At 43.9% G+C, this 21094-nt stretch carries 17 protein-coding genes and 1 tRNA gene; 3 read left to right on the top strand and 15 right to left on the bottom strand.

Annotated features, from left to right (window positions below):
- The first annotated feature begins 132 nt into the window (after positions 1 to 132).
- Entirely contained in the window at positions 133 to 1446 is a 1314-nt protein-coding gene (locus ABHC48_RS13395; protein WP_195699748.1) for a nucleotidyltransferase family protein, read from the top strand.
- Positions 1447 to 1522: 76 nt separating this feature from the next.
- On the opposite strand, the gene ABHC48_RS13400 is transcribed toward ABHC48_RS13395, so the two are convergent.
- The 10 genes from ABHC48_RS13400 to ftsH form a co-directional block, all read right to left on the bottom strand.
- Positions 1523 to 2314 (bottom strand): ATP-binding cassette domain-containing protein, encoded by a 792-nt coding sequence (locus ABHC48_RS13400; protein WP_195699747.1) that lies wholly within the window; start codon positions 2312 to 2314, stop codon positions 1523 to 1525.
- A gap of 3 nt (positions 2315 to 2317) precedes the next feature.
- Complete coding sequence (locus ABHC48_RS13405; RefSeq protein ID WP_195699746.1) at positions 2318 to 3250, bottom strand: ABC transporter permease; 933 nt, start codon at positions 3248 to 3250, stop codon at positions 2318 to 2320.
- 16 nt (positions 3251 to 3266) lie between these two features.
- A complete protein-coding gene (locus tag ABHC48_RS13410) occupies positions 3267 to 4292 on the bottom strand; it encodes an ABC transporter substrate-binding protein (RefSeq protein ID WP_173718134.1) in 1026 nt (341 codons plus the stop codon).
- Positions 4293 to 4836: 544 nt separating this feature from the next.
- Positions 4837 to 6201: a PFL family protein gene (locus ABHC48_RS13415; protein ID WP_195699745.1), complete on the bottom strand. Its 1365-nt coding sequence runs from the start codon at positions 6199 to 6201 to the stop codon at positions 4837 to 4839.
- A gap of 83 nt (positions 6202 to 6284) precedes the next feature.
- On the bottom strand, positions 6285 to 6557 hold the full coding sequence (locus ABHC48_RS13420) for an ACT domain-containing protein (RefSeq protein ID WP_021925040.1): 273 nt from the start codon (positions 6555 to 6557) through the stop codon (positions 6285 to 6287).
- Between the two features lie 141 nt (positions 6558 to 6698).
- The gene (locus ABHC48_RS13425; RefSeq protein ID WP_118580030.1) at positions 6699 to 7496 is read right to left on the bottom strand and encodes an MBL fold metallo-hydrolase; all 798 of its coding nucleotides are present in this window, start codon (positions 7494 to 7496) and stop codon (positions 6699 to 6701) included.
- Positions 7483 to 8082 (bottom strand): dephospho-CoA kinase, encoded by a 600-nt coding sequence (gene coaE / locus ABHC48_RS13430; protein WP_118580027.1) that lies wholly within the window; start codon positions 8080 to 8082, stop codon positions 7483 to 7485. The genes ABHC48_RS13425 and coaE overlap by 14 nt, the downstream gene beginning before the upstream one ends.
- 92 nt (positions 8083 to 8174) lie before the next feature.
- A complete protein-coding gene (gene polA, locus ABHC48_RS13435; RefSeq protein WP_195699744.1) occupies positions 8175 to 10814 on the bottom strand; it encodes a DNA polymerase I in 2640 nt (879 codons plus the stop codon).
- 23 nt (positions 10815 to 10837) lie between these two features.
- The gene (locus ABHC48_RS13440; RefSeq protein ID WP_173735330.1) at positions 10838 to 11176 is read right to left on the bottom strand and encodes a zf-HC2 domain-containing protein; all 339 of its coding nucleotides are present in this window, start codon (positions 11174 to 11176) and stop codon (positions 10838 to 10840) included.
- Between the two features lie 236 nt (positions 11177 to 11412).
- Positions 11413 to 13272: an ATP-dependent zinc metalloprotease FtsH gene (gene ftsH, locus ABHC48_RS13445; RefSeq protein WP_195699743.1), complete on the bottom strand. Its 1860-nt coding sequence runs from the start codon at positions 13270 to 13272 to the stop codon at positions 11413 to 11415.
- Between the two features lie 148 nt (positions 13273 to 13420).
- Here ftsH and ABHC48_RS13450 point away from each other — a divergent pair.
- Positions 13421 to 13503: transfer RNA gene (locus tag ABHC48_RS13450), tRNA-Leu, on the top strand.
- Positions 13504 to 13788: 285 nt separating this feature from the next.
- Here the strand turns inward: ABHC48_RS13450 and ABHC48_RS13455 are convergent.
- From ABHC48_RS13455 to ABHC48_RS13470, 4 genes are all read right to left on the bottom strand, one after another.
- Positions 13789 to 15075: a diaminopimelate decarboxylase gene (locus ABHC48_RS13455; protein ID WP_195699742.1), complete on the bottom strand. Its 1287-nt coding sequence runs from the start codon at positions 15073 to 15075 to the stop codon at positions 13789 to 13791.
- Between the two features lie 88 nt (positions 15076 to 15163).
- Positions 15164 to 16597 (bottom strand): pyruvate kinase, encoded by a 1434-nt coding sequence (gene pyk / locus ABHC48_RS13460; RefSeq protein WP_195699741.1) that lies wholly within the window; start codon positions 16595 to 16597, stop codon positions 15164 to 15166.
- 98 nt (positions 16598 to 16695) lie between these two features.
- Positions 16696 to 17553, bottom strand: coding sequence for a hypothetical protein (locus tag ABHC48_RS13465; protein WP_118580009.1), 858 nt, complete (start codon positions 17551 to 17553; stop codon positions 16696 to 16698).
- A gap of 13 nt (positions 17554 to 17566) precedes the next feature.
- Positions 17567 to 18508, bottom strand: coding sequence for a magnesium transporter CorA family protein (locus ABHC48_RS13470; protein WP_148462836.1), 942 nt, complete (start codon positions 18506 to 18508; stop codon positions 17567 to 17569).
- Positions 18509 to 18772: 264 nt separating this feature from the next.
- Here ABHC48_RS13470 and aroC point away from each other — a divergent pair, with 264 nt between their 5' ends.
- Complete coding sequence (gene aroC, locus ABHC48_RS13475; RefSeq protein ID WP_195699740.1) at positions 18773 to 19864, top strand: chorismate synthase; 1092 nt, start codon at positions 18773 to 18775, stop codon at positions 19862 to 19864.
- Positions 19865 to 19980: 116 nt separating this feature from the next.
- Here the strand turns inward: aroC and ABHC48_RS13480 are convergent, their stop codons facing one another.
- Positions 19981 to 21069: a lactonase family protein gene (locus tag ABHC48_RS13480; protein ID WP_195699739.1), complete on the bottom strand. Its 1089-nt coding sequence runs from the start codon at positions 21067 to 21069 to the stop codon at positions 19981 to 19983.
- Positions 21070 to 21094 lie beyond the last annotated feature (25 nt).

The raw sequence follows: 21094 nt of genomic DNA on the forward strand, positions 1-21094 counted from the left end.
CCTCTGGGAACTGGCATAAGTATCCATTTCCCATTCAGTAACTTAACCTCATTATACGCCACCCCGCCTTGTATTTCAAGCTTTTCAATGTTAGAATATGGAAGAACAACGTATTTTTTGAGGTGCAATTTTATGAAAACAGCCGGAATTATTGCAGAATATAATCCATTCCATACAGGACATGAATATCAGATAAACTATATAAAAGAAAAACTAAGGATAGACTATGTAGTTATCGCCATGAGTGGTGATTTCGTACAAAGAGGGACCCCTGCTCTTTTTTCAAAATATGTACGTGCAGAAATGGCTCTTCGGAGCGGCGCAGACCTGGTTCTGGAGCTGCCGGTTTCCATTTCTTCTGCCAGTGCAGAGTTATTTGCCAGAGGAGGCGTACAGCTTCTGGATGGACTTGGGGTTACAGATATACTTTGTTTCGGAAGTGAATGCGGTGATACGGATGCGCTTATGGAGCTGGCCAAAATCCTGGCAGAGGAGCCGGAAGATTTTCAGACCGCCCTTCGCCGGAATCTGAAAGACGGAATGACTTTTCCAAAGGCCAGAAGCATGGCTCTCTGTGCAGTTTTTCCCGAATTAGAAAAATACCAGCAATTGCTCTCTTCCCCCAATAATATTCTGGGAATTGAATACTGTAAAGCTATTCTACGGGAAAACAGCTCTATTTCACCGGTTTCCATTAAACGGGAAGGAAATGATTATCACGAAAATACTCTGTCTGAAAATCACTTTCCTTCTGCTTCTGCTATTCGAAATGCTATTTTGGATTTCAATGCTCCACCCATCGGGGACTCGTCCGATACCGAGCATTCCCACTGCTTTTTATCTGAATCATCAGAAACCTCAACACAGAATTTTGCGTTTCTTGCTGATATGGCAAAAAAATTTTTACCAGCAAATTCCCTGGAACTATTTTTACAGGCAATTTCCGGAAATCATTATCTTCTGGAAAACGATCTGGACACGCTTTACCGTTACTGTCTTCTTCAGGAAACAGAAGAAAGCCTGTGCACATACCTGGACATGTCCCACGCTCTTGCCAGAAGGATCCTCTCCTGCCGGGGTCAGTATGAAACCTTTTCCCAGTTTGCCAACCTTCTGAAAACCAAGGAGATCACACGAACCAGGATCCAGAGAGCACTGCTTCACATGCTTCTTCATATTCAGAGTGTGCCAGCGCAGATTCCCTACGCCCGGGTTCTGGGATTTCGAAAAAACAGTTCTGCGCTTCTGGGCAAAATAAAAAAATGTGGCAGCATTCCTCTGCTTACCAGACTGCCGGATGCTGCCGCAGTGCTTAAAAACGCACCGCAAGCTATGGATTTACTAAATGAAACAACTTTCGCATCCAATCTTTACGAAAGCATTCTGGCACAAAAAAACAGTGTTTCTTATGTTCATGAGTACAGACAACAGATTATTATTGTATAATATTCTCAACTGCATAAAGAGCCCCGGCTACTGCAATTCCGTACAATAGCCAGGGCTCACTTTTGTCCATTTTGTCTTACTCATTAGAAAGAAGAATGCGGTCATTATCCAGCTTCTTTCCTGCTCCAACTTTAAACTTGTCAAGCAGCCCTTCCACAGTAAGACCTTTTTTCTCCTCTTCCTTGATATCCAGAACAATATCACCGGAATCCATCATCAGAATACGATTTCCAAGTTCCAGTGCAGACTGCATATTGTGGGTGATCATCAGACAGGTCAGATGATGTTCTTCCACAATCCTGCTGGTCAGGTTCAGCACCTTCTCGGCTGTTCCCGGATCAAGAGCTGCTGTATGCTCATCCAGAAGAAGCAGCTTCGGTGGATTCATAGTTGCCATCAAAAGAGTAAGTGCCTGTCTCTGACCTCCTGAAAGAAGTCCAACCGGATGGTTCATGCGGTCTTCAAGGCCAATATCCAGAAGTGCAAGCTGTTCACGAAAACGCTGTTTATCACTTTTGGAAATACGGGAAAGCCAGCCTCCCTGACCTGCAGCAAGCGCAAGGTTCTCCAGAATCGTCATTCCAGGAGCAGTTCCCCGCATCGGATCCTGATACAGTCTTCCAATATTTTTTGCTCTGGCATGCTGTGGCAGAAATGTAATATCCTCTCCATCCAGAACAACAGATCCGGAATCTGTGAGAAAATCTCCACAGATGGCATTAAACATAGTAGATTTACCAGCTCCGTTGGAACCGATAATTGTTGCAAAATCGCCTTTTTCAAGATGCAGAGACAGATCTCTGATTGCCACTTTTTCATTTACTGTTCCCAGATTAAAGGTTTTGGAAATATGTGAAAGCTTTAACATGGATCAGATTCCTCCCTTCTTGTGCGTCATTCTTCTTTTCAGCTGCGGCCACTGTCGTTTCAGATAAGGGCCGGAAATTGCCAGAATAACAATCACAGAAGATACCAGTTTCAGCATAAACGCTGGCATATTAAATCTTAAAGCCACCGTATAAACCAGTCGGAAAACAAAAGAACCCAATACCATTCCCACAGCTCTTACAAAAATTCCGCCTTTTCCAAGAATTGTTCCTCCGATCAGAAGGGATGCAAGCGCAATGGTAACCATTCCCTGACCGATGTTAATGTCCACAGATTTCTGGGACTGGGAAAGAAGGCATCCTGACAGTGCTGTAAAAGAGTTTGCAATACAAAGTCCGATAATCGTTGTAAATACCGGGTTGATAGACGACGACTTCACCATATCTGCATTATTTCCTGTAGCACGGATTGCAAGGCCAAGTCGTGTCTTTAAAAATACCACCAGAAAAGCAACCACTACTGCTACTGCGATCAGCGCAACAATTATATCTGTTCTTCCCTTCAGAGGGGTATCTGCCAGAACATCCTTCATCATGGAAAACACCGTATCTGTACGGTTCATGTTGATCAGGGAAGAACCTCCCATCACTGCTATGTTAATCGAATACAATCCTGTATTCACAATAATTCCCGCAAGCAGACTGTCTACTCCCATTTTTGTCTGCAAAAATCCGGTTACAAAACCAGAACAGATTCCGGCAAGCATTGCTGCTATTATTGATAAAAAAGGATGTCCGCTGACCGCCACGGCGGCTCCTACAGCGGCTCCTAATGTAAAGCAGCCGTCTGTAGAAAGGTCGCAGACATTCAGCATGGAATAACTTAAAAACAATGCAAGGACAGTCAGGGAACAGATCAGTCCAAGTTTCAGGGCAGTTTCTCCTAAGGAGAGTGCAGTAGCCAGTGTCACAATCATTTCCTCCGGTTAATCGTTAATTTGCTTCCAGTTCGTCAAAGCTCTCTGCTGTCACGATCTCATTTACCTGTGTGCAGAGCGGCTCCATAGCAGCTTTGACAGTTTCAAAATCAAGACCGAGTGCTTCGCATGTTTCTGTGTTTACAGTAGCAGTACCATTATCAAAGGTTTCTACAGGAGTGGTTGCCGGATCAGCACCATTCAGAAGAATATCTGCAACCATATCTGCTGTTTTTGCTCCAAGATTTGCGTAATCAACACCATACCCTGCGAAAGCGCCATTTAACGCAAAGGAATCAGCTCCTGTGTAATGCGGAATTCCTGCATCAATAAATTTCTCATAAATGGAAAGCTCTGCTGTCATAATGGTATTATCAGTTGGGGTAAACACTGCGTCAACACCATCTGCAACCAGTGCATCTGCTGCAAGCTGAACTTCATCTGTAGTGGTTCCGGTACGCTCAACATATTCGATTCCGTTCTCATCCATGTAAGCTTTTGCTGCCTCGATGGCTGCTGTAGAGGAATCCTGTCCGATATCATATAAAAGTCCGATCTTCTTGGTATCCGGATTAACAGCTTCGATCAGTTTCATAATGGAAGCGGTATCCAGATAATCGCTTGTTCCGGTAAGGTTTGCGCCAGGTGCCTCCAGGGATTCTACAAGACCTGCACCAACCGGATCCGATACTGCGGAGAATACAACCGGCGTGTCGGTTCCTTCTGTGCTTGCCTGCATACGCATAGCTACCGGTGTTGCAACGCCAACCATAAGATCTACACCGTCTGCCTGGAAATCAGAAATAATCTGCTCCATAACATTGGCATCTGCATTACAGTTGTCATAGGAAATATCGAAGTTTACACCCTTCTCATCGCCGATTTCTTTCAGGCGACTTTCCAGATTGTCTACGATCTGGTTCAGAGATGCGTCATCTACATAATTGCAGATACCGATCTTGTAGTCCTCTGCAAGAACAGGTGTTGCCATCATCATAGTTGCCATTGTTGCTGCTGCGATTGCGATCATTCTTTTTTTCATAGTGTTTTTCCTCTCTCTCTTAAAATTGGCGGGAGCGTGTTTAAAAAGGCTTTCCGCATAATATGTGTCACACTTTACGGAAATGATTTTCAAACAGGCTCCAGAAGATAACTAAGCCGATCTTCTGCATCTTGTCTGCGAGAAAGAATGAGTGGTAAAATGGATATCAAAAAACCGTCTTCAAAAAACAACATTCCCTGTTGCTCTTTGAGACGGTAATAAAATCTTATTATCGCGGTGCCACTCAAATTGACAAATCGTCCACTTTCTCATGTACAAACATACACTCCTGATTGGTAACGGGTTCGGTTCCCGTCGGCGCCTACTCTCCTGAAATATAATTTCGGACCGCCCTCGAAAGTCCATTCCATCAGCCGCTTCATACGAAGATCACACCATCCTCCGCTCTCTGGTAAGTCATTATTCAATCTATTCATAATGACTAAATGTCACATCTGATTTACTACTCTTTCTCATCGGTTTAACTGGTTTATACTTTAGCACAGTGATGTAAGAATGTCAAGTGCAAATTCATCCAGTAACCTTAATTTTTAAAGCTATGGATCGGAGCCGGAATTCTTCCGCCTCTTGCCACAAACGCATCACAGGAGAATTTGTTTACCGGCATGATTGGTGCATAGCCAAGAAGACCACCGAATTCTACTGTCTCTCCTACTCCTTTTCCGATAACAGGGATCAGACGGACTGCTGTTGTTTTCTGGTTCACCATTCCAATTGCTGCTTCATCTGCAATAATGCCGGAAATGGTGGATGCCTTCGTATCACCTGGTACTGCGATCATATCAAGTCCCACAGAGCATACGCAGGTCATAGCCTCTAATTTCTCAATGGTAAGGGCACCTGCTGTTACCGCATCGATCATTCCCTGATCCTCGCTGACCGGAATAAATGCACCACTCAAGCCTCCAACTGCTGTGGAAGCCATTACACCACCTTTTTTTACCTGGTCATTTAACAAGGCAAGAGCTGCTGTAGTTCCAGGTGCGCCGGCTCTTTCAAGACCGATTTCTTCCAGGATCTCAGCCACACTGTCACCGATTGCAGGAGTAGGCGCAAGGGAAAGATCCACAATTCCAAATGGAACGCCAAGCATCTTGGAAGCCTCCCGGGCAACCAGCTGACCTACACGTGTTACCTTAAATGCAGTTCGTTTGATCATCTCGCAGAGAGTTTCGAAATCCTCTCCTCTTACTTTCTCCAGAGCGGTTTTTACAACACCTGGACCGCTGACGCCAACATTAATAATACTGTCAGCTTCTGTAACACCGTGGAAAGCACCTGCCATAAAGGGGTTGTCATCCGGTGCATTGCAGAATACTACCAGCTTGGCACAGCCAAGGGAATCCTGTTCTTTGGTTGCCTGAGCTGTTTCCAGAATAATCTCTCCCATAAGCTTCACGGCATCCATATTAATTCCAGTCTTTGTGGAACCAACATTCACAGAACTGCATACCCGCTCCGTACTGGCAAGTGCCTGCGGAATAGAACGGATCAGAAGCTCCTCTGCCGGTGTCATTCCCTTACTTACAAGAGCTGTATATCCACCGATAAAGTTCACCCCCACCTGCTTTGCTGCTTTGTCCAGGGTCCTGGCTATTGTTACAAAATCATCTGTAGTTTTACATGCAGCACCCCCAACCAGACCGATTGGTGTAACAGAAATTCGTTTGTTTACAATCGGAATTCCGTACTGTGCTGATATTTTCTCACCAGTTGCCACCAGATCTTTGGCATATGTGGTAATTTTGTTATAAATTTTTTCGTTTAATTTCTCAAGATCGCTGTCAATACAATCCAGCAGGCTGATTCCAAGAGTAATGGTACGTACATCCAGATTCTCCTGCTCGATCATTTTGTTGGTCTCATTTACCTCAAATATATTAATCATAGCATTCGTATTCCTTTCTATGGATATATCACCTACAGGCGACATTTTTGTTAAATGGAAGTCCGATGGAAGGGACTTTCATTTCAAATTCGATGCATTACGTTGAAAATATCCTCATGCTGGCAATGGATCACTACGCCGATCTCATCCCCGAGAGCAGCCAGTTCTTTGGAAAGAGTTGCAATTTCCTTGTCTGAAGCGCTGGTATCTGCGACCATCATCATGTTAAAATATCCCTGTACAATCGTCTGGGAGATATCCAGAATGTTAACCTGATTCTGGGCAAGATAAGTACATACCTTTGCAATAATACCAACGGTGTCATTTCCTACTACTGTGATAATTGTTTTTTTCATGATACTCCTCCTGTATTTGGGTCTGCTGCCCATTTTGACTGTCCCAGGGAAAATACAGCTTTAAGTTTTCCCTGAACTGTATATAAAAACTGAACCTGTATTTCAAATATAGTTTTGTTTCTTTACTGTAAATTATCTCTTCTACAATACAACCACATCTGAAATACTGTCCCGTTTCGCAACCTGAATCTGAAAATCTTTTGATCTATATGGATTATCTCCAAGGGTTACCTCTGAGCACACGGTCTCATAGGCAAGAGCCTCATAGTTGTTTTCTTTGCTTAAATGTCCAAGAAAAACAGCTTTCATGTCATCATGCAAAAGCCTGCAAAGCAGCTTTCCTGCATTTTCATTGGAAAGATGTCCCCTGTCGCCTAAGATACGCTGTTTCAGATAATAGGGATAACTTCCCACCTGAAGCATACGGATATCATGATTTGCCTCCAGCAAAAGAGCATCCAGATTTTGTAAATTATCTACTATGTAATCGTTATATTTCCCAAGATCTGTGGCGATTCCAACTGCCTTATCTTCACACTCAACCCGGTATCCTACCGGCTGTGCCGCGTCATGTGGAATGGAAAAAGGATGAATGGTCAGATCCCTGATATGAAAATCCTGATCCTCCACAATCTCATGAAAAGTGTCTTCCGGAAGATTCTTCATATTCTTCATTCTGCTGATCGCATCTGCAGTTCCACCTGTAGTATAAACCGGAATGTGGTATCTGCGTGCCATCACCCCCAGACCGCTGATATGATCAGAATGCTCATGCGTGACCAGAATCGCATCAATGTCCCTGCCAGTAAGCTCCAGCTGGTTCAGTCCCTGCTCGATCCTTTTGCCGCTTATTCCTGTATCTACAAGAACATGGGTCTCTTCTGATCCCACATAAATACAGTTTCCGCTGCTTCCACTGGCAATGCTACAAAGTCTCATTTCTTCTTACTCCTTCATCTATCTGCTTCCAGGTTTTTTCCACATTTCCGTTATTTTCTACAACGAAATCTGTATGGGCTCGAAAATAATCTTCGCTGGCCTGATTTCCGATAATTCCAAGAGATTTCTCCCTGGTATAGCCTCGGTTTTTCATCAGGCGCTGAATGCGGATTTCCTCATCTGTATGAATATACCATACTTCATCACAAAACTCCTGGTAATGTTCTTCCAGAAAAAGTGCGGCTTCCACAACGCATAGCTTCCGTCCCTCCTTCTTCTGTTCCTCCAGGCTTTTCAGGATATATCTTTTTACAGCCGGATGAATTATCCCATTTAGACGGCTCAAAAAATCCGGTTGCTCAAATACTACATCGGAAACCCTCTTCCGGTCAATAGTTTTATCGTTTTTTATCACATCTTTCCCAAACAGATCGATCACTGGCTGATAACATTCCTGTCCCGGAGCCATCACAATATGTCCCACTTCGTCAGCCTGTATAACAAAAGCATTATATTTTTCCTCAAGATAAGCAAGCACCGTGCTTTTTCCGGCACCAACTCCTCCTGTAATACCAATTGTCTTCATTTTTCCTATTCCTTACTGCTTCGATTTCACCTGGTAATTATGAGGTACAAACTATTTTCTTCCTAAATCTTATTCCAGACATAGTTCTGCTTCTACTTTGCCTCGTACCAGTTATTCCCCTGATGCATATCTACTTCCAGCTCCACTGCCAGATTAGCTGCACCCTTCATTTCCTCTTCCAGAATTCTTGATACTTGAGGGATTTCATCTTTCCAGGTCTCGATCAGCAATTCATCGTGGACCTGAAGCACCAGTCTGGATCTCAGTTTCTCATCCAAAAGACGTTTATACACACGATTCATGGCAATTTTGATTATATCTGCAGCAGTTCCCTGAATTGGCGAGTTCATGGCAACACGCTCGCCAAAGGATCTCTGCATAAAATTGCTGGATTTCAGTTCCGGAACCGGCCTTTTTCTGCCAAACATAGTGGAAACATAGCCTTTTTCTTTTCCCTGCTCCACAAGTCCATCCAGAAATCCCTTTATGCTTGGATAGGTCTCAAAATATTTCTGGATATAAGCAGCAGCCTCTTTTCTTGTAATGCTAAGATCCTGGCTAAGACCAAAAGAGCTGATACCATATACAATACCAAAATTCACCGCCTTGGCATTTCGTCTTTGCAGAGGAGTGACCTCCTCAAGCGGAATATGAAAGACCTGAGACGCTGTCAGTCGGTGAATATCTTCCGCCTCCCTGTAAGCCTTGATCAGCTTCTCATCCCCGGACATGTGAGCAAGAACACGCAGCTCAATCTGTGAGTAATCAGCATCCAGGAATACAAATCCAGCTTCCGGTACAAACACTTTGCGGATCAGTCTTCCAAGTTCCATGCGGACCGGAATATTCTGAAGGTTTGGCTCTGTACTGCTGATTCTGCCAGTGGCAGTTATGGTCTGGTTAAAAGTGGAATGGATCCTTCCATCCTTCTCGATCACGGCTCCAAGGCCGTCTGCATAAGTGGATTTCAACTTTGTAAGCTGACGATATTCCAAAATATCATTTACGATTGGATTCTCTGATGCCAGTTTCTCTAATATATCTGCGGATGTAGAGTAGCCGGTCTTCGTTTTCTTTCCTCCTGGAATCGCCATTTTTTCAAAAAGGATCACACCCAGCTGTTTCGGAGAATTGATATTAAATTCTTCTCCTGCCTGCTGCCAGATCAGCTTTTCCAGTTCATGAATGCGGACAGTCAGCTTTTCACCATAATTTTTCAATTCTTCTCCTTTTACTTCGATTCCCCATTTTTCCATGGAATCTAACGTAAATACAAGAGGAAGTTCAATCTCTGTATATACCTTCCACATACCTGTTTCCTGAAGCTTCACTTTCAGGGGGGCTCTGGTGGCAAATGCGGTATACGCCATATAGCATGCCAGATGTTCCAGTTCCGGCATATCCTCCTCCCAGGCCTTTTTCAGGGATATTTTTCCCAGAAGCTCTTCTTTTCCCGGAAGAAGCTTCCCATCCAGATAATCTTTTGCAAGCTCTTCATAAGTGTAAGTACTTTTCAAAGGATTCAGAAGATAAGCTGCAATGCCACAGTCAAATACGTTTGCATCGGGTGTTAGATCAGCACGCTTGAGCATGGTTTTTACGTCCATGGAGCAAACTGTGGTATGCTTCCCCAGCCTCCCGATTTTATCACTTAAATAAGCTGCTGTTACCATTCCCTCCACAGGAACGTAATACATTTCATCTTCCCCTAATGCCAGACCAGCTCCATAGACGCCTTCTTTATCCCAGAGAAGCGCTATTCCCACAGCTTCTGCCTGTCCCGCTTTTTCAAAAAGTGCCTCACAGCCCTCCAGATCATTGCAGGTGAAAAAATCCTGTTCCATTGTATTTTCATTCACTTCAGCCGGATCAAATTTCAGCAGAAAATTTCGGAAATCCAGTTTTCTGCACAGCTCGTAGGATTCCTTTGTAAAAACATTTCCTAACTGGAATTTCTCCTGTTCAAATTCTATTGGGCTGTTTGTACAAATGGTTGCAAGCTCCTTACTCAGCTGGGCCATCTGGTAATTTTCCCTCAAAGATTCTCTGGCCCGCTTTTGTGAAATCTCTTCCACATGGGAAAAAGCATTTTCTATAGAGCCATATTCTACAAGCAGCCTGATAGCTGTCTTCTCTCCGACACCTGGAATTCCAGGAATATTGTCGGCAGGATCACCCATAAGAGCCTTCAATTCTATGATCTGGGCAGGGGAAACCAGATAACGTTCCTGCACCTGGTCTTCCTTATAGTCTTCTATAACAGTCTGCCCTTTTGCAGTCCTGGGCAGACGGATCATAGTTTTTTTAGTCGCCAGCTGTAAAAGATCACGGTCACCGGAAAGAATGATTACATCCAGGCCTTTTTCTTCACCCTTTTTCGCCAGCGTACCAAGAATATCGTCTGCTTCGAAACCAGCAAGGGAAACTGTGGCGATTCCCATCTTTTCAAGCATCTCTCTCAAAAGCGGGATCTGTTCCTTTAGTTCTTGCGGCATGGGCTTACGTTTACCTTTGTATTCCGGATATTTCGCATGGCGAAAAGTCGGCTCACTTCTGTCAAATGCCACTGCCAGATATTCCGGTTTCTCTTCTCCCAGCACTTTAAACAGGATATTTAAAAAGCCATAAACAGCACCTGTATGCAGACCTTCTGAATTAGTCAGATCCGGAAGTCCGTAAAATGCCCTGTTTAAAATACTGTGACCATCTATCAGTAAAATTTTCTCACACATATAAGCCTCCTGTACCGTGTTTCCTATAATACCTGCATAATAATATAAATCAAAAATCCACCCAGTCCGGCAATCAACGCGCAGAATCCCATTCCACTCAGCGCGCGGCGGAATCTCATCTTCAGTATATAATGCTTGGATTTACGAATATCTTCTTCCAGAAGCTCCCGAAGATCCAATGTGGAATCTCTGCTCTGCTCATCCAGCTGCTGCATGGCAGCATGAACAATAAAATAAGTTTCCAGTTCGTCGTAACAGGACGGACAATTCTCCACATGTTCCAGAAAATCCTCCAGTTCATCTACAGATAAATCATGCTCAATGTATCGGTTTACCATACTCTCTGCTGTCTGACAATTCATGGAAACACACCTCCCTTTTGCAGCCCATATTTGTTATTATATCCGAATCTCCCTCAAAACACAAGAGACAGCAGATGTTTGATCGGATACGGTTACTCTTTAAACAGACAATGTAAATAACAAAAATCTGCTTAAGAGGTATCCGATCATTTTCTGCTGTCCCTTATTTTATATATCCGGCAATGCGGTTCTCTTTATTGCCGCAAAATCCAGTCAAATAATACAAAAATGCTTTTTTACTCTGCACTGGCCGTAAGAGACTTCGGCGGATCATTTAAAATCTTCATAAATTCCTCGCCTGTGATTGTTTCATGCTCATACAGATATTTTGCCAGTTCATGAAGCTTCTCAATATTATCCTCAAGAATCTTATAGGCCTTCTCATGCTGTCTTCGTACCAGCTCTACTACCTTTTTGTCCAGAAGTGTCTGTGTTTCAAAGGAGCAGCTAAGACTTGAATCACCACCCAGATACTGATTGCTCATACTTTCCATCGCAACCATATCGAACTCATCGCTCATGCCATAGCGTGAAATCATGCCTCGGGCAATCTTGGTAGCCTGCTCGATATCATTCGACGCGCCAGTTGTAATACTGTGGAAAATCAGTTCTTCAGCAGCACGTCCACCAGTAAATGTAGCAATTTTATTCTCCAATTCTTCCTTTGACATCAGGAAGTGCTCCTGCTCATCCACCTGCATGGTGTATCCAAGAGCGCCTGAGGTACGGGGAATAATGGTAATCTTGTGAACCGGAGCAGAATCCGTCTGTTTCGCCGCCACAAGTGCATGTCCCACCTCATGATAGGATACGATCAACTTCTCCTTATTGGAAAGCACCCGGTTTTTCTTCTGATAACCAGCGATAACTACCTCAATACTCTCCTCAAAGTCAGCCTGGGTAGCAAACTTCCTGCCGTCACGGACAGCACGAAGAGCTGCCTCGTTTACAACATTGGCAAGCTCTGCACCGGAAGCGCCGGCTGCTGCCTTGGCAATTTCATCGAAACGGACACTGTCTGCGATTTTGATCTTTCTGGCATGGACTTTCAGGATTTCCTCACGTCCTTTCAGATCCGGAAGTTCTACCGGAATACGTCTGTCAAAACGACCTGGACGCAGAAGGGCCGGATCCAGGGAATCCGGACGGTTGGTAGCAGCCAGGATCACAACTCCCTTGGAGCCGTCAAATCCATCCATCTCTGTAAGCAGCTGGTTTAATGTCTGCTCACGTTCATCGTTTCCACCTGTGAAACTTCCGCTGTCACGTTTCTTACCAATGGTATCAATCTCATCAATAAATACAATACAAGGTGCCTTCTCATTTGCCTGCTTAAACAGATCACGAACCTTGGCAGCACCCATGCCCACAAACATTTCCACAAATTCTGAACCTGAAATAGAGAAAAACGGTACTTCTGCTTCTCCTGCAACTGCCTTGGCAAGCAATGTCTTACCTGTACCCGGAGGGCCTACAAGAAGGGCGCCTTTGGGCATGGAGGCTCCAATCTCCGTGTATTTCTGCGGATTATGAAGATAATCTACAATTTCTGTAAGAAGCTCTTTCGCCTCGTCCTCACCTGCCACATCTGTAAATTTAATTCCTGTAGAAGACTTCACATATACTTTGGCATTGCTTTTTCCAAAGGACATTGCTCCGCCTGGACCACCTCCCATAGAGCTCATCATCTTCTTACTCAGCCATCTTCCAAGGAAAACAAAGATTACGATTGGGATCACATATCCGATCACCAGACTGAGTAAGATGGACTGCTTCTGAGGCTCCACTGCTTCCATACTGGTTCCGGCTTCATAAAGGCGGCTTACAAGATCCGGATCATCCATGCGTACAGTCTTGCACACCACGTCCTCGCCGTTCTTTCTCACTATATAATAGATATAATCGTCCTGCACCTCTGCCTTGGATACATTTCCACGCTCTACATTGCTGAGGAATGTACTGTAGTCGGTTTTCTCTACAGAGTGTTCCTGCATGGCTGGAATGGCAAATATGTTCAGGAAAAGGATCACCACAACCGCTATCAGTACAAAAATGTACAATGGCCGGTTTTCTGGTTTTTTATGGTCAATATTCATTGGCATTTCCTCCATTTTCTGTCAACTGTTAAATACTTTAGCATTTCCATGTATGAATATCAATATTCTGCCTCAAAAATTTATAAACTTTTCATAATTTCATCTTTACTTTATTTTTATAATGTGCTATTATATCAATTGTTCAACCGCCGGCATGTCGGAATGGCAGACGAGGCAGACTCAAAATCTGTTGTAGGCAACTACGTGTGGGTTCAAGTCCCACTGCCGGCATTTTTAATACTTCATAAGTTATATAAATCCCGTCAAGTCCTTGATTTTGCGGGATTTTTTGTTGCTCAGAATTTCAAAAAATGTCAAGGGTTGTCAAAAATCTGCCCCGCATTTACCTCGCGGGTTCATACTTTTGATCATCTATCCCAAACTGTTCCAAAGAAATTCTTTCTATATAGTAAAAATAGTAAAAGAGGATCCGCCAGCATCTCAGCGGTTCCTCTTTTCATTTACACAGTCTACAAGCCAAACGCATCAAACTGTTTTTATCTTACTCATAAGTAATTACGCCCGGTCTTCATCCTCCAACATTTTCTCAAAAATCGGGAAGCAGTCGAAAGTTGCAAAGTAATCTCTTGGAGTCTCGGCGCGACGGATCATATCGAAGCTTCCATCTTCGTGAAGAAGGATCTCCGCAGATTTCAATTTGCCATTGTAATTATATCCCATGGAAAAACCATGTGCGCCAGTATCATGAATCACCAGATAATCTCCCATATCAATCTTCGGAAGATAACGATCAATTGCAAACTTATCATTATTCTCGCAAAGAGATCCTGTGATATCATACAGGTGATCGCAAACCTGATCCTCTTTTCCAAGAACAGTAATATGATGATAAGCACCGTACATAGCTGGCCTCATAAGGTTTACTGCGCAGGAATCCACACCGATATACTCTTTGTGAGTGTGCTTCTCATGAATCGCTTTTGTTACCAGGCAGCCATAAGGTCCCATCATGAATCGTCCAAGTTCTGTATAAATAGCTACATCTCCCATTCCTTCCGGAACCAGAACTTCTTCATATACCTTGCGTACACCCTCTCCAATTGCACGAATATCGTTTGGAGTCTGCTCCGGGCGATAAGGAATACCAATACCACCGGAAAGATTGATGAATTTAATATGCGCCCCAGTCTCCTTCTGAAGCTTCACAGCAAGTTCAAACATAACCTTCGCAAGCATCGGGTAGTAATCATTCGTCACTGTATTGCTGGCAAGAAATGCATGAATTCCAAACTCCCTGGCGCCCTTACTCTTCAGGATACGGAATGCATCAAAAATCTGCTCCGTAGTCATGCCATATTTTGCATCCCCGGGATTATCCATAATATCGTTGCTGATTTTGAACACTCCGCCAGGATTATAACGGCAGCTGATAATCTCCGGAATCTTTCCAACAGCTTTCTCTACACTCTCAATATGAGTGATGTCATCAAGATTGATAATTCCACCAATCTCATCTGCATATTTAAACTCTTTATCCGGAGTGTCGTTGGAGGAAAACATAATGTCTCCCTTCTTACATCCGATAGCTTTGGAAAGCATCAGTTCTGTCATGGATGAGCAGTCACATCCGCAGCCATATTCCTGCAGAATCTTGATCAGGAATGGGTTCGGGGTTGCCTTTACTGCAAAAAACTCCTTAAAGCCTTTGTTCCATGCAAAAGCTTCCTTCAAAGCCTGTGCATTCTCCCGGATTCCTTTCTCATCATAAAGATGAAATGGGGTAGGATATTTTCCGGCAATTTCCTGTACCTTCTCCAGTGTTACAAAAGGTGTCTTTTTCATAATAGTTTCTCCTCGTTTGTAAAATACAGCACTCGCTGCTCTTAAAAAGTAATTTTTCTGTTGTCACAAGTCAGAGCCTGTGACAGCTTTATTTGGCTTCAATCACATGCAGCATATTTGTTACAGCACCTTCCCGGGTCATATTGGTAGCAGGATCTCCAACCGTAAATACGATCAGGTCTCCTTTCTTTGCAAGCCGCTTTCTGCGGACAACGCTCATGGCCTGTGAAATAATATGCTCTGTGGAATCCTTCTCGTATCCTTTCAACGGTGTAACGCCCCATACAAGCTGAAGTCTATGCAGAATCGTATCATTGGGAGTAACAGCATAAATAGGAGCTTCCGGCCGGAAATTGGAAATCAGTCTGGCTGTTCTTCCTCCAAAGGTAGGAGTCACAATGGCCTTGGCCTTCAGATCTCTTGCAGTCTGCACTGCTGCCAGTCCCACAGCGCTGGACACTCTGCTCTCACCACACATATTGCGGTTATGGGTATAATCCTCATAATTCAGGTGAGGCTCTGTGGTCTGTGCAATCTCCACCATCATCTTCAGTGCTTCCAGCGGATATTTACCAGCTGCAGTCTCACCGGAAAGCATAATAGCATCTGTACCGTCGTAAATAGCATTGGCAACGTCTGCCACCTCTGCTCTTGTAGGACGTGGATTGCGAATCATGGAATCCAGCATCTGGGTAGCAGTAATAACCGGAACATAGTTCTCATTGCACTTGCGGATAATCATTTTCTGGATATAAGGAACCTCACTAGGAGGAATCTCCACACCAAGATCACCTCTGGCAACCATAATACCATCTGCAGCCTTGATGATCTCATCAATATTTTCAACACCTTCGGCATTCTCGATTTTGGCAACGATTCCAATATCATGTCCGCCATTTTCATCCAAAAGCTGACGGATTTCTTTAATCGCTTTTGCATCACGGACAAAAGAAGCTGCAATATAGTCAAACTCCTGTGTAATTCCAAACAGAATATCATCTTTATCCTGCTCTGTAATTCCCGGAAGCTTCACTTTCACATAAGGAACATTGATTCCTTTGCGCTCTCCAAGCTCGCCGCCGTTTAAGACACGGCAGACAATATCCCCATTCTTAATATTCTCAATCTCCAGTTCGATCAGACCATCATCAATCAGGATTTTACCGCCTTTTTTCACATCTTTGTAAAGATTTTCATATGTGATGGCGACTCTGGTCTCATCTCCCTCTATATCACCGGTAGTAAGTGTAAATTCGCTTCCAGCCTCCAATGTAATCTTCTTATGATCCTTAAGAAGCTTGGTACGGATCTCCGGTCCCTTTGTATCAAGAAGCAGGGCAACCGGAATATTCAGTTCTTCCCGTAGGTTTTTGACCATGTCTACTCTTCCCCTGTGTTCTTCATGAGAACCATGGGAAAAATTAAAACGTGCAATATCCATTCCGGCACGCATCATAGCTCTTAAAGTATTTTTCTTACTGGATGCTGGTCCCATAGTACAGATAATTTTTGTTCTCTTCATAAGCAGTCTTTCCCTCTGTCTTTTCAGTCATTTGCTGGCTGCTGCCCACATCGTTCACAGCAGCCATGCGATGTTACCGGTTAACAATTACATTAATTTCATTTCACATGTGTATGTGTAAAAAGATGATCCTGGCAATACTCATAATTTCCATTGCATCTGGAACAAAAACGAAATTCCAGATTAGGATCATCAAGCTCAGTACGTCCGCAAATCGCGCATTTGTGCTTGGTCACACTGCCGCTGCCTGATTTCATACGTCCCTGGGGTTCCATTGCTCTGCGGAATTCATTTCTTCTGTGGATCTCCTTCGGGTTATACCGGCTGAAATCCTTTGTTCCAAAGTAAAAAATAATGAAATTCAACAGTGAAGCCACAATCGGGATCACCAGATACCATGCACCTGCCATAACGTACTGAATCATTTCATATACAACGATCACCACATAAAAAATTGCCATCCACTTCATCTTCACCGGAATGATAAACATAAGCAGAACCTGCATATCCGGATAACACATTGCATATGCAAGGAATGTGGACAGACTGATATAATAAGTAGAAAATACGTTTCCTACCAGAACATTTCCTCCGAGAAGGAAATACAGAATAAACGCTCCCAAAATTGTAAATATCACGCCCGAAAGAATATACAACGTATATTTAAAAGTTCCAATCGTCCGCTCCAGAGAAGTTCCAATTGGATAATAAAAGAACAGAACTGCAATTGCAAACCATAATACTCCGGAAGTGCTCGGTGGATACAGTACCCAGGTTACCAGTCTCCATACCTGTCCCCGCAGAATATACGCTGGTTCCAGGCTCAGCCAGTTCAGTATGCCTGGATTCACGATCATCAGTGCATAACCGATCACATAGCATACAATCATGTAAATTGTGAGATTGGGAATACCAAATCTTCCAAATTTTCGTTCCAGCTTATCAATAAATTTCATGTAATCCTCCTATTCAGAAAAATTTCTTCTTGGACAGAATCACAGCTGCCACAATACTCACCAGTATGGACAGCAATATCACCACTAAAAATCCCCATTTGTCAGCAGAAAACGGCATTCCCGAAGGGCTCAGGTTCATTCCATATGCACTGAACACAATAGTGGGAATACTCATTACAATCGTGATAACGGACAAAACCTTCATAACCACATTCAGGTTATTGGAAATAACCGAGGCAAAAGTACCCATCATGCTGCTTAAGATACCGCTGTATATATTGGCCATCTCGATTGCCTGTTTATTCTCAATGATAACATCTTCCAGAAGATCCGTATCCTCCGGGTACTGCTTAATGCTCTCTACCTTCAGAAGCTTCTCCAGTACTACCTCGTTCGACCGAAGAGATGTAGTAAAATAAACCAGGGATTTCTCCAGTTCCAACAGTTCCATCAGTTCCTGATTACGGGTGGACATGTGGAGTTTCTCCTCCACCTGTTCACTTTTCTTATCTATAATACGCAGATAATGCAGGTACATAGTGGCATTGCGGTACAGGATCTGCAAAATGAATCTGGTTTTCATATAGGTAAAGAAATTACGTACTCTTCCCTCCATAAACCGGGTAAGCACCTGGGTATCCTCCAGACATACGGTAAAAATCATCTTCTTGGTAACAATAATACCAAGAGGGATAGTGCCATACCAGTCCTTGTCATTGCGTTCCTCGATCATAGGAACATCTACTAGGATCAGTGTATAATTATCTTCCACTTCAATACGAGAACGCTCTTCCTCATCCAGAGGAGCGCGAAGATCATCTACTTCGATTCCGAATCTTTCGGACATCTCAAAGATCTCAGTTGCAGTGGGATTGGTCATTGCAATCCAGCAATCCTCCTGTGGCTCCTGAATCTCATGGATCGCACCCTCTATTGTCTTAAAAATCCTTACCACAAGCTGCACTCCTTCCAATCTCTTGCTTCTACATAAAAACCGGCTGTCCCACTTTTCTGTCAGACAGGGCTCCTATCCTCAAAAATACACGCTTAATTATAATTTCTACAGGAAATTTTGTCAATTCTAATAGATTCGGTTTACAAATTTTTTGCATTTCGCTATAATGTCTTTAACATTACATTCATACTTTAATTCGGCACAGCAGTTTTCCCTCCACAACTGGCGATTGCTGCAGTCTGAAAAAGAAAGGATTTTATGCCTATGAGTCAGTCAACATTTGGAAAAAAATTTACGGTTACTACCTGGGGAGAATCCCACGGCAAGGCACTGGGCACCGTTGTAGATGGCGTTCCGGCAGGACTTTTCCTTACGGAAGCAGATATACAGGCTTATCTGAACAGAAGGAAGCCTGGCCAGAGCCGTTACACCACTGCCCGAAATGAAGGAGATGAAGTCGAAATCCTATCCGGAGTCTTTGAAGGACAGACCACTGGTACCCCCATTTCCATGATCGTACGGAACAAAGACCAGCGTTCCCGGGATTACGGAAATATCGCGCAGACCTATCGCCCGGGACATGCAGATTTTGGGTTTGACAGTAAATATGGTTTTCGCGACTACAGAGGCGGCGGACGTTCCTCTGGACGTGAGACCATCGGCCGAGTTGCTGCAGGAGCCATTGCAGCCAGGATTCTGAAAGAACTTGGTATTACCCTGCAGGCCTACACCCTTTCCATCGGACCAGTCTCATGCCACAGCTACCACCCTGAAATAATACCGGAAAACTCTTTCTATATGCCAGATATGGTTGCCGCGGAAAAAGCAGCCAAGTATCTGGAGAAATGCATGAAAGAGGAGGACAGTGCAGGCGGCGTTGTCGAGTGCCGTATAAGCGGCGTTCCTGCTGGCATTGGAGATCCTGTATTTGGAAAACTAGACGCAGCTTTTGCCCAGGCACTGATGTCTATTGGCGCTGTAAAAGCAGTGGAAATCGGCGATGGTGTGAAAGTATCCACCATGAAGGGTTCCGAAAACAATGATGGCTTCCACATGGAAAATGGCAGAATTGTAAAGACCACCAACCACTCTGGAGGCATTTTAGGCGGAATCAGTGACGGCGGTGAAATTCTCCTCCGCGCCCACATCAAACCAACCCCATCCATTGCACAGCCACAGCAGACTGTTACCACTACCGGCGAGAACACCTCCATCGAAATCAAAGGCCGTCATGATCCTGTGATCGTGCCCCGCGCCGTCGTAGTCGTGGAATCCATGGCCGCCATTACACTGGTAGATGCCATGTTCTCCAATATGAGTGCACGCATGGACTACATAAAAAATTTTTATCTTTAAAATTCGTCAAAAAGGCAGTTACCTGAATCTCTCTCATTCAGATAACTGCCTTCATTATTTATATAATCTGTGAAAAATTTCACTATTCACACTAATGCGGGTTTGAAAAAATATACCTATGCCTCCAAATCCTCAATATCATTTCCATCCGGTACCGGCCAGATATTGATGCAGTTCGGCGTCTCAATCTTACGAGGTTTCCCTTTCATCATAATGATGTTCTTCTCATAGTCAACCTTAAAGGTGGTAATGCTGTTGCTGGAATGGTTGGCAACGGCAATGTGCTGGTTATCCGGGAAGATTACAAGGTCTTTCGGATAGTCACCACTTACCGGAAGGACAAACTTACGCTCCAGAAGTCCTGTCTCGGCGTCTACTTCAAACATACCAACTGTATTCTCACCGGCTGTGGTACAGAACAGATGCTTGCCGTCCGGTGCAAGGGCAAGTCCGGATGCTGCATTGTGAGATACATTTCCATCCTCCTTCTTCGCCAGGGTAGAAACGCTCTGAAGCAGTTCAAATTCCGGAATATCTCCATTTCCGTTATAGCTATAAACCTTAATCTCATTGCTCAGCTCAAAAAGCACATATGCGAAACGTCCATCTGCACTGAAACGGATAATACGCGGTCCGCTCTCTCTCGGGCAGCGGACAATATCAACAAGCTCCAGCTTATCTGTGCGCTTATTGATCCGGTAAACCTTGATCTGGTCAATTCCATTATCTACTGCGCAGAGATATTTATTATCCGGAGTAGGACGTACACAGTTTACGTGAGGACGGAAGTTGCGCTCTGCAACACTTCCAAGACCAGTGTGGAAAACACCGTCCATAACACTTCCAAGACGTCCATCCTTATGAGTGTGTACAACAGTTACCTTTCCATCGTGATAACCTGCTACGTAAAGATATTTGCCATCTACGTCTGTAGCAAGGAAACAACCTCTCATGCCATCAATATCCACGCTGTTGATACGTGCCAAATCGCCATTATGATCACGCTTGAATACCGCAACGCCCTCATCCTCGATAGAATAAAGGTATTTTCCATTCTTGGATACCGCGGTATAAGACGCATTACTTACTTCCACTTCACTTCTCTCTGTGAGAGTACCTTCTTCCAGGTTCACGTCATAAACCTGAATTCCCTTGCTGGTTCCGTGAGTATAGGTTCCTACATAAGCCACATATTTCTTACCCATTTGTCTAGCCTCCTACAGTCTCTTT

It is taken from the genome of Ruminococcus sp. 1001136sp1 (assembly GCF_039841815.1).
In the GTDB taxonomy this organism is placed as follows: Bacteria; Bacillota; Clostridia; order Lachnospirales; family Lachnospiraceae; genus Blautia_A; species Blautia_A faecis.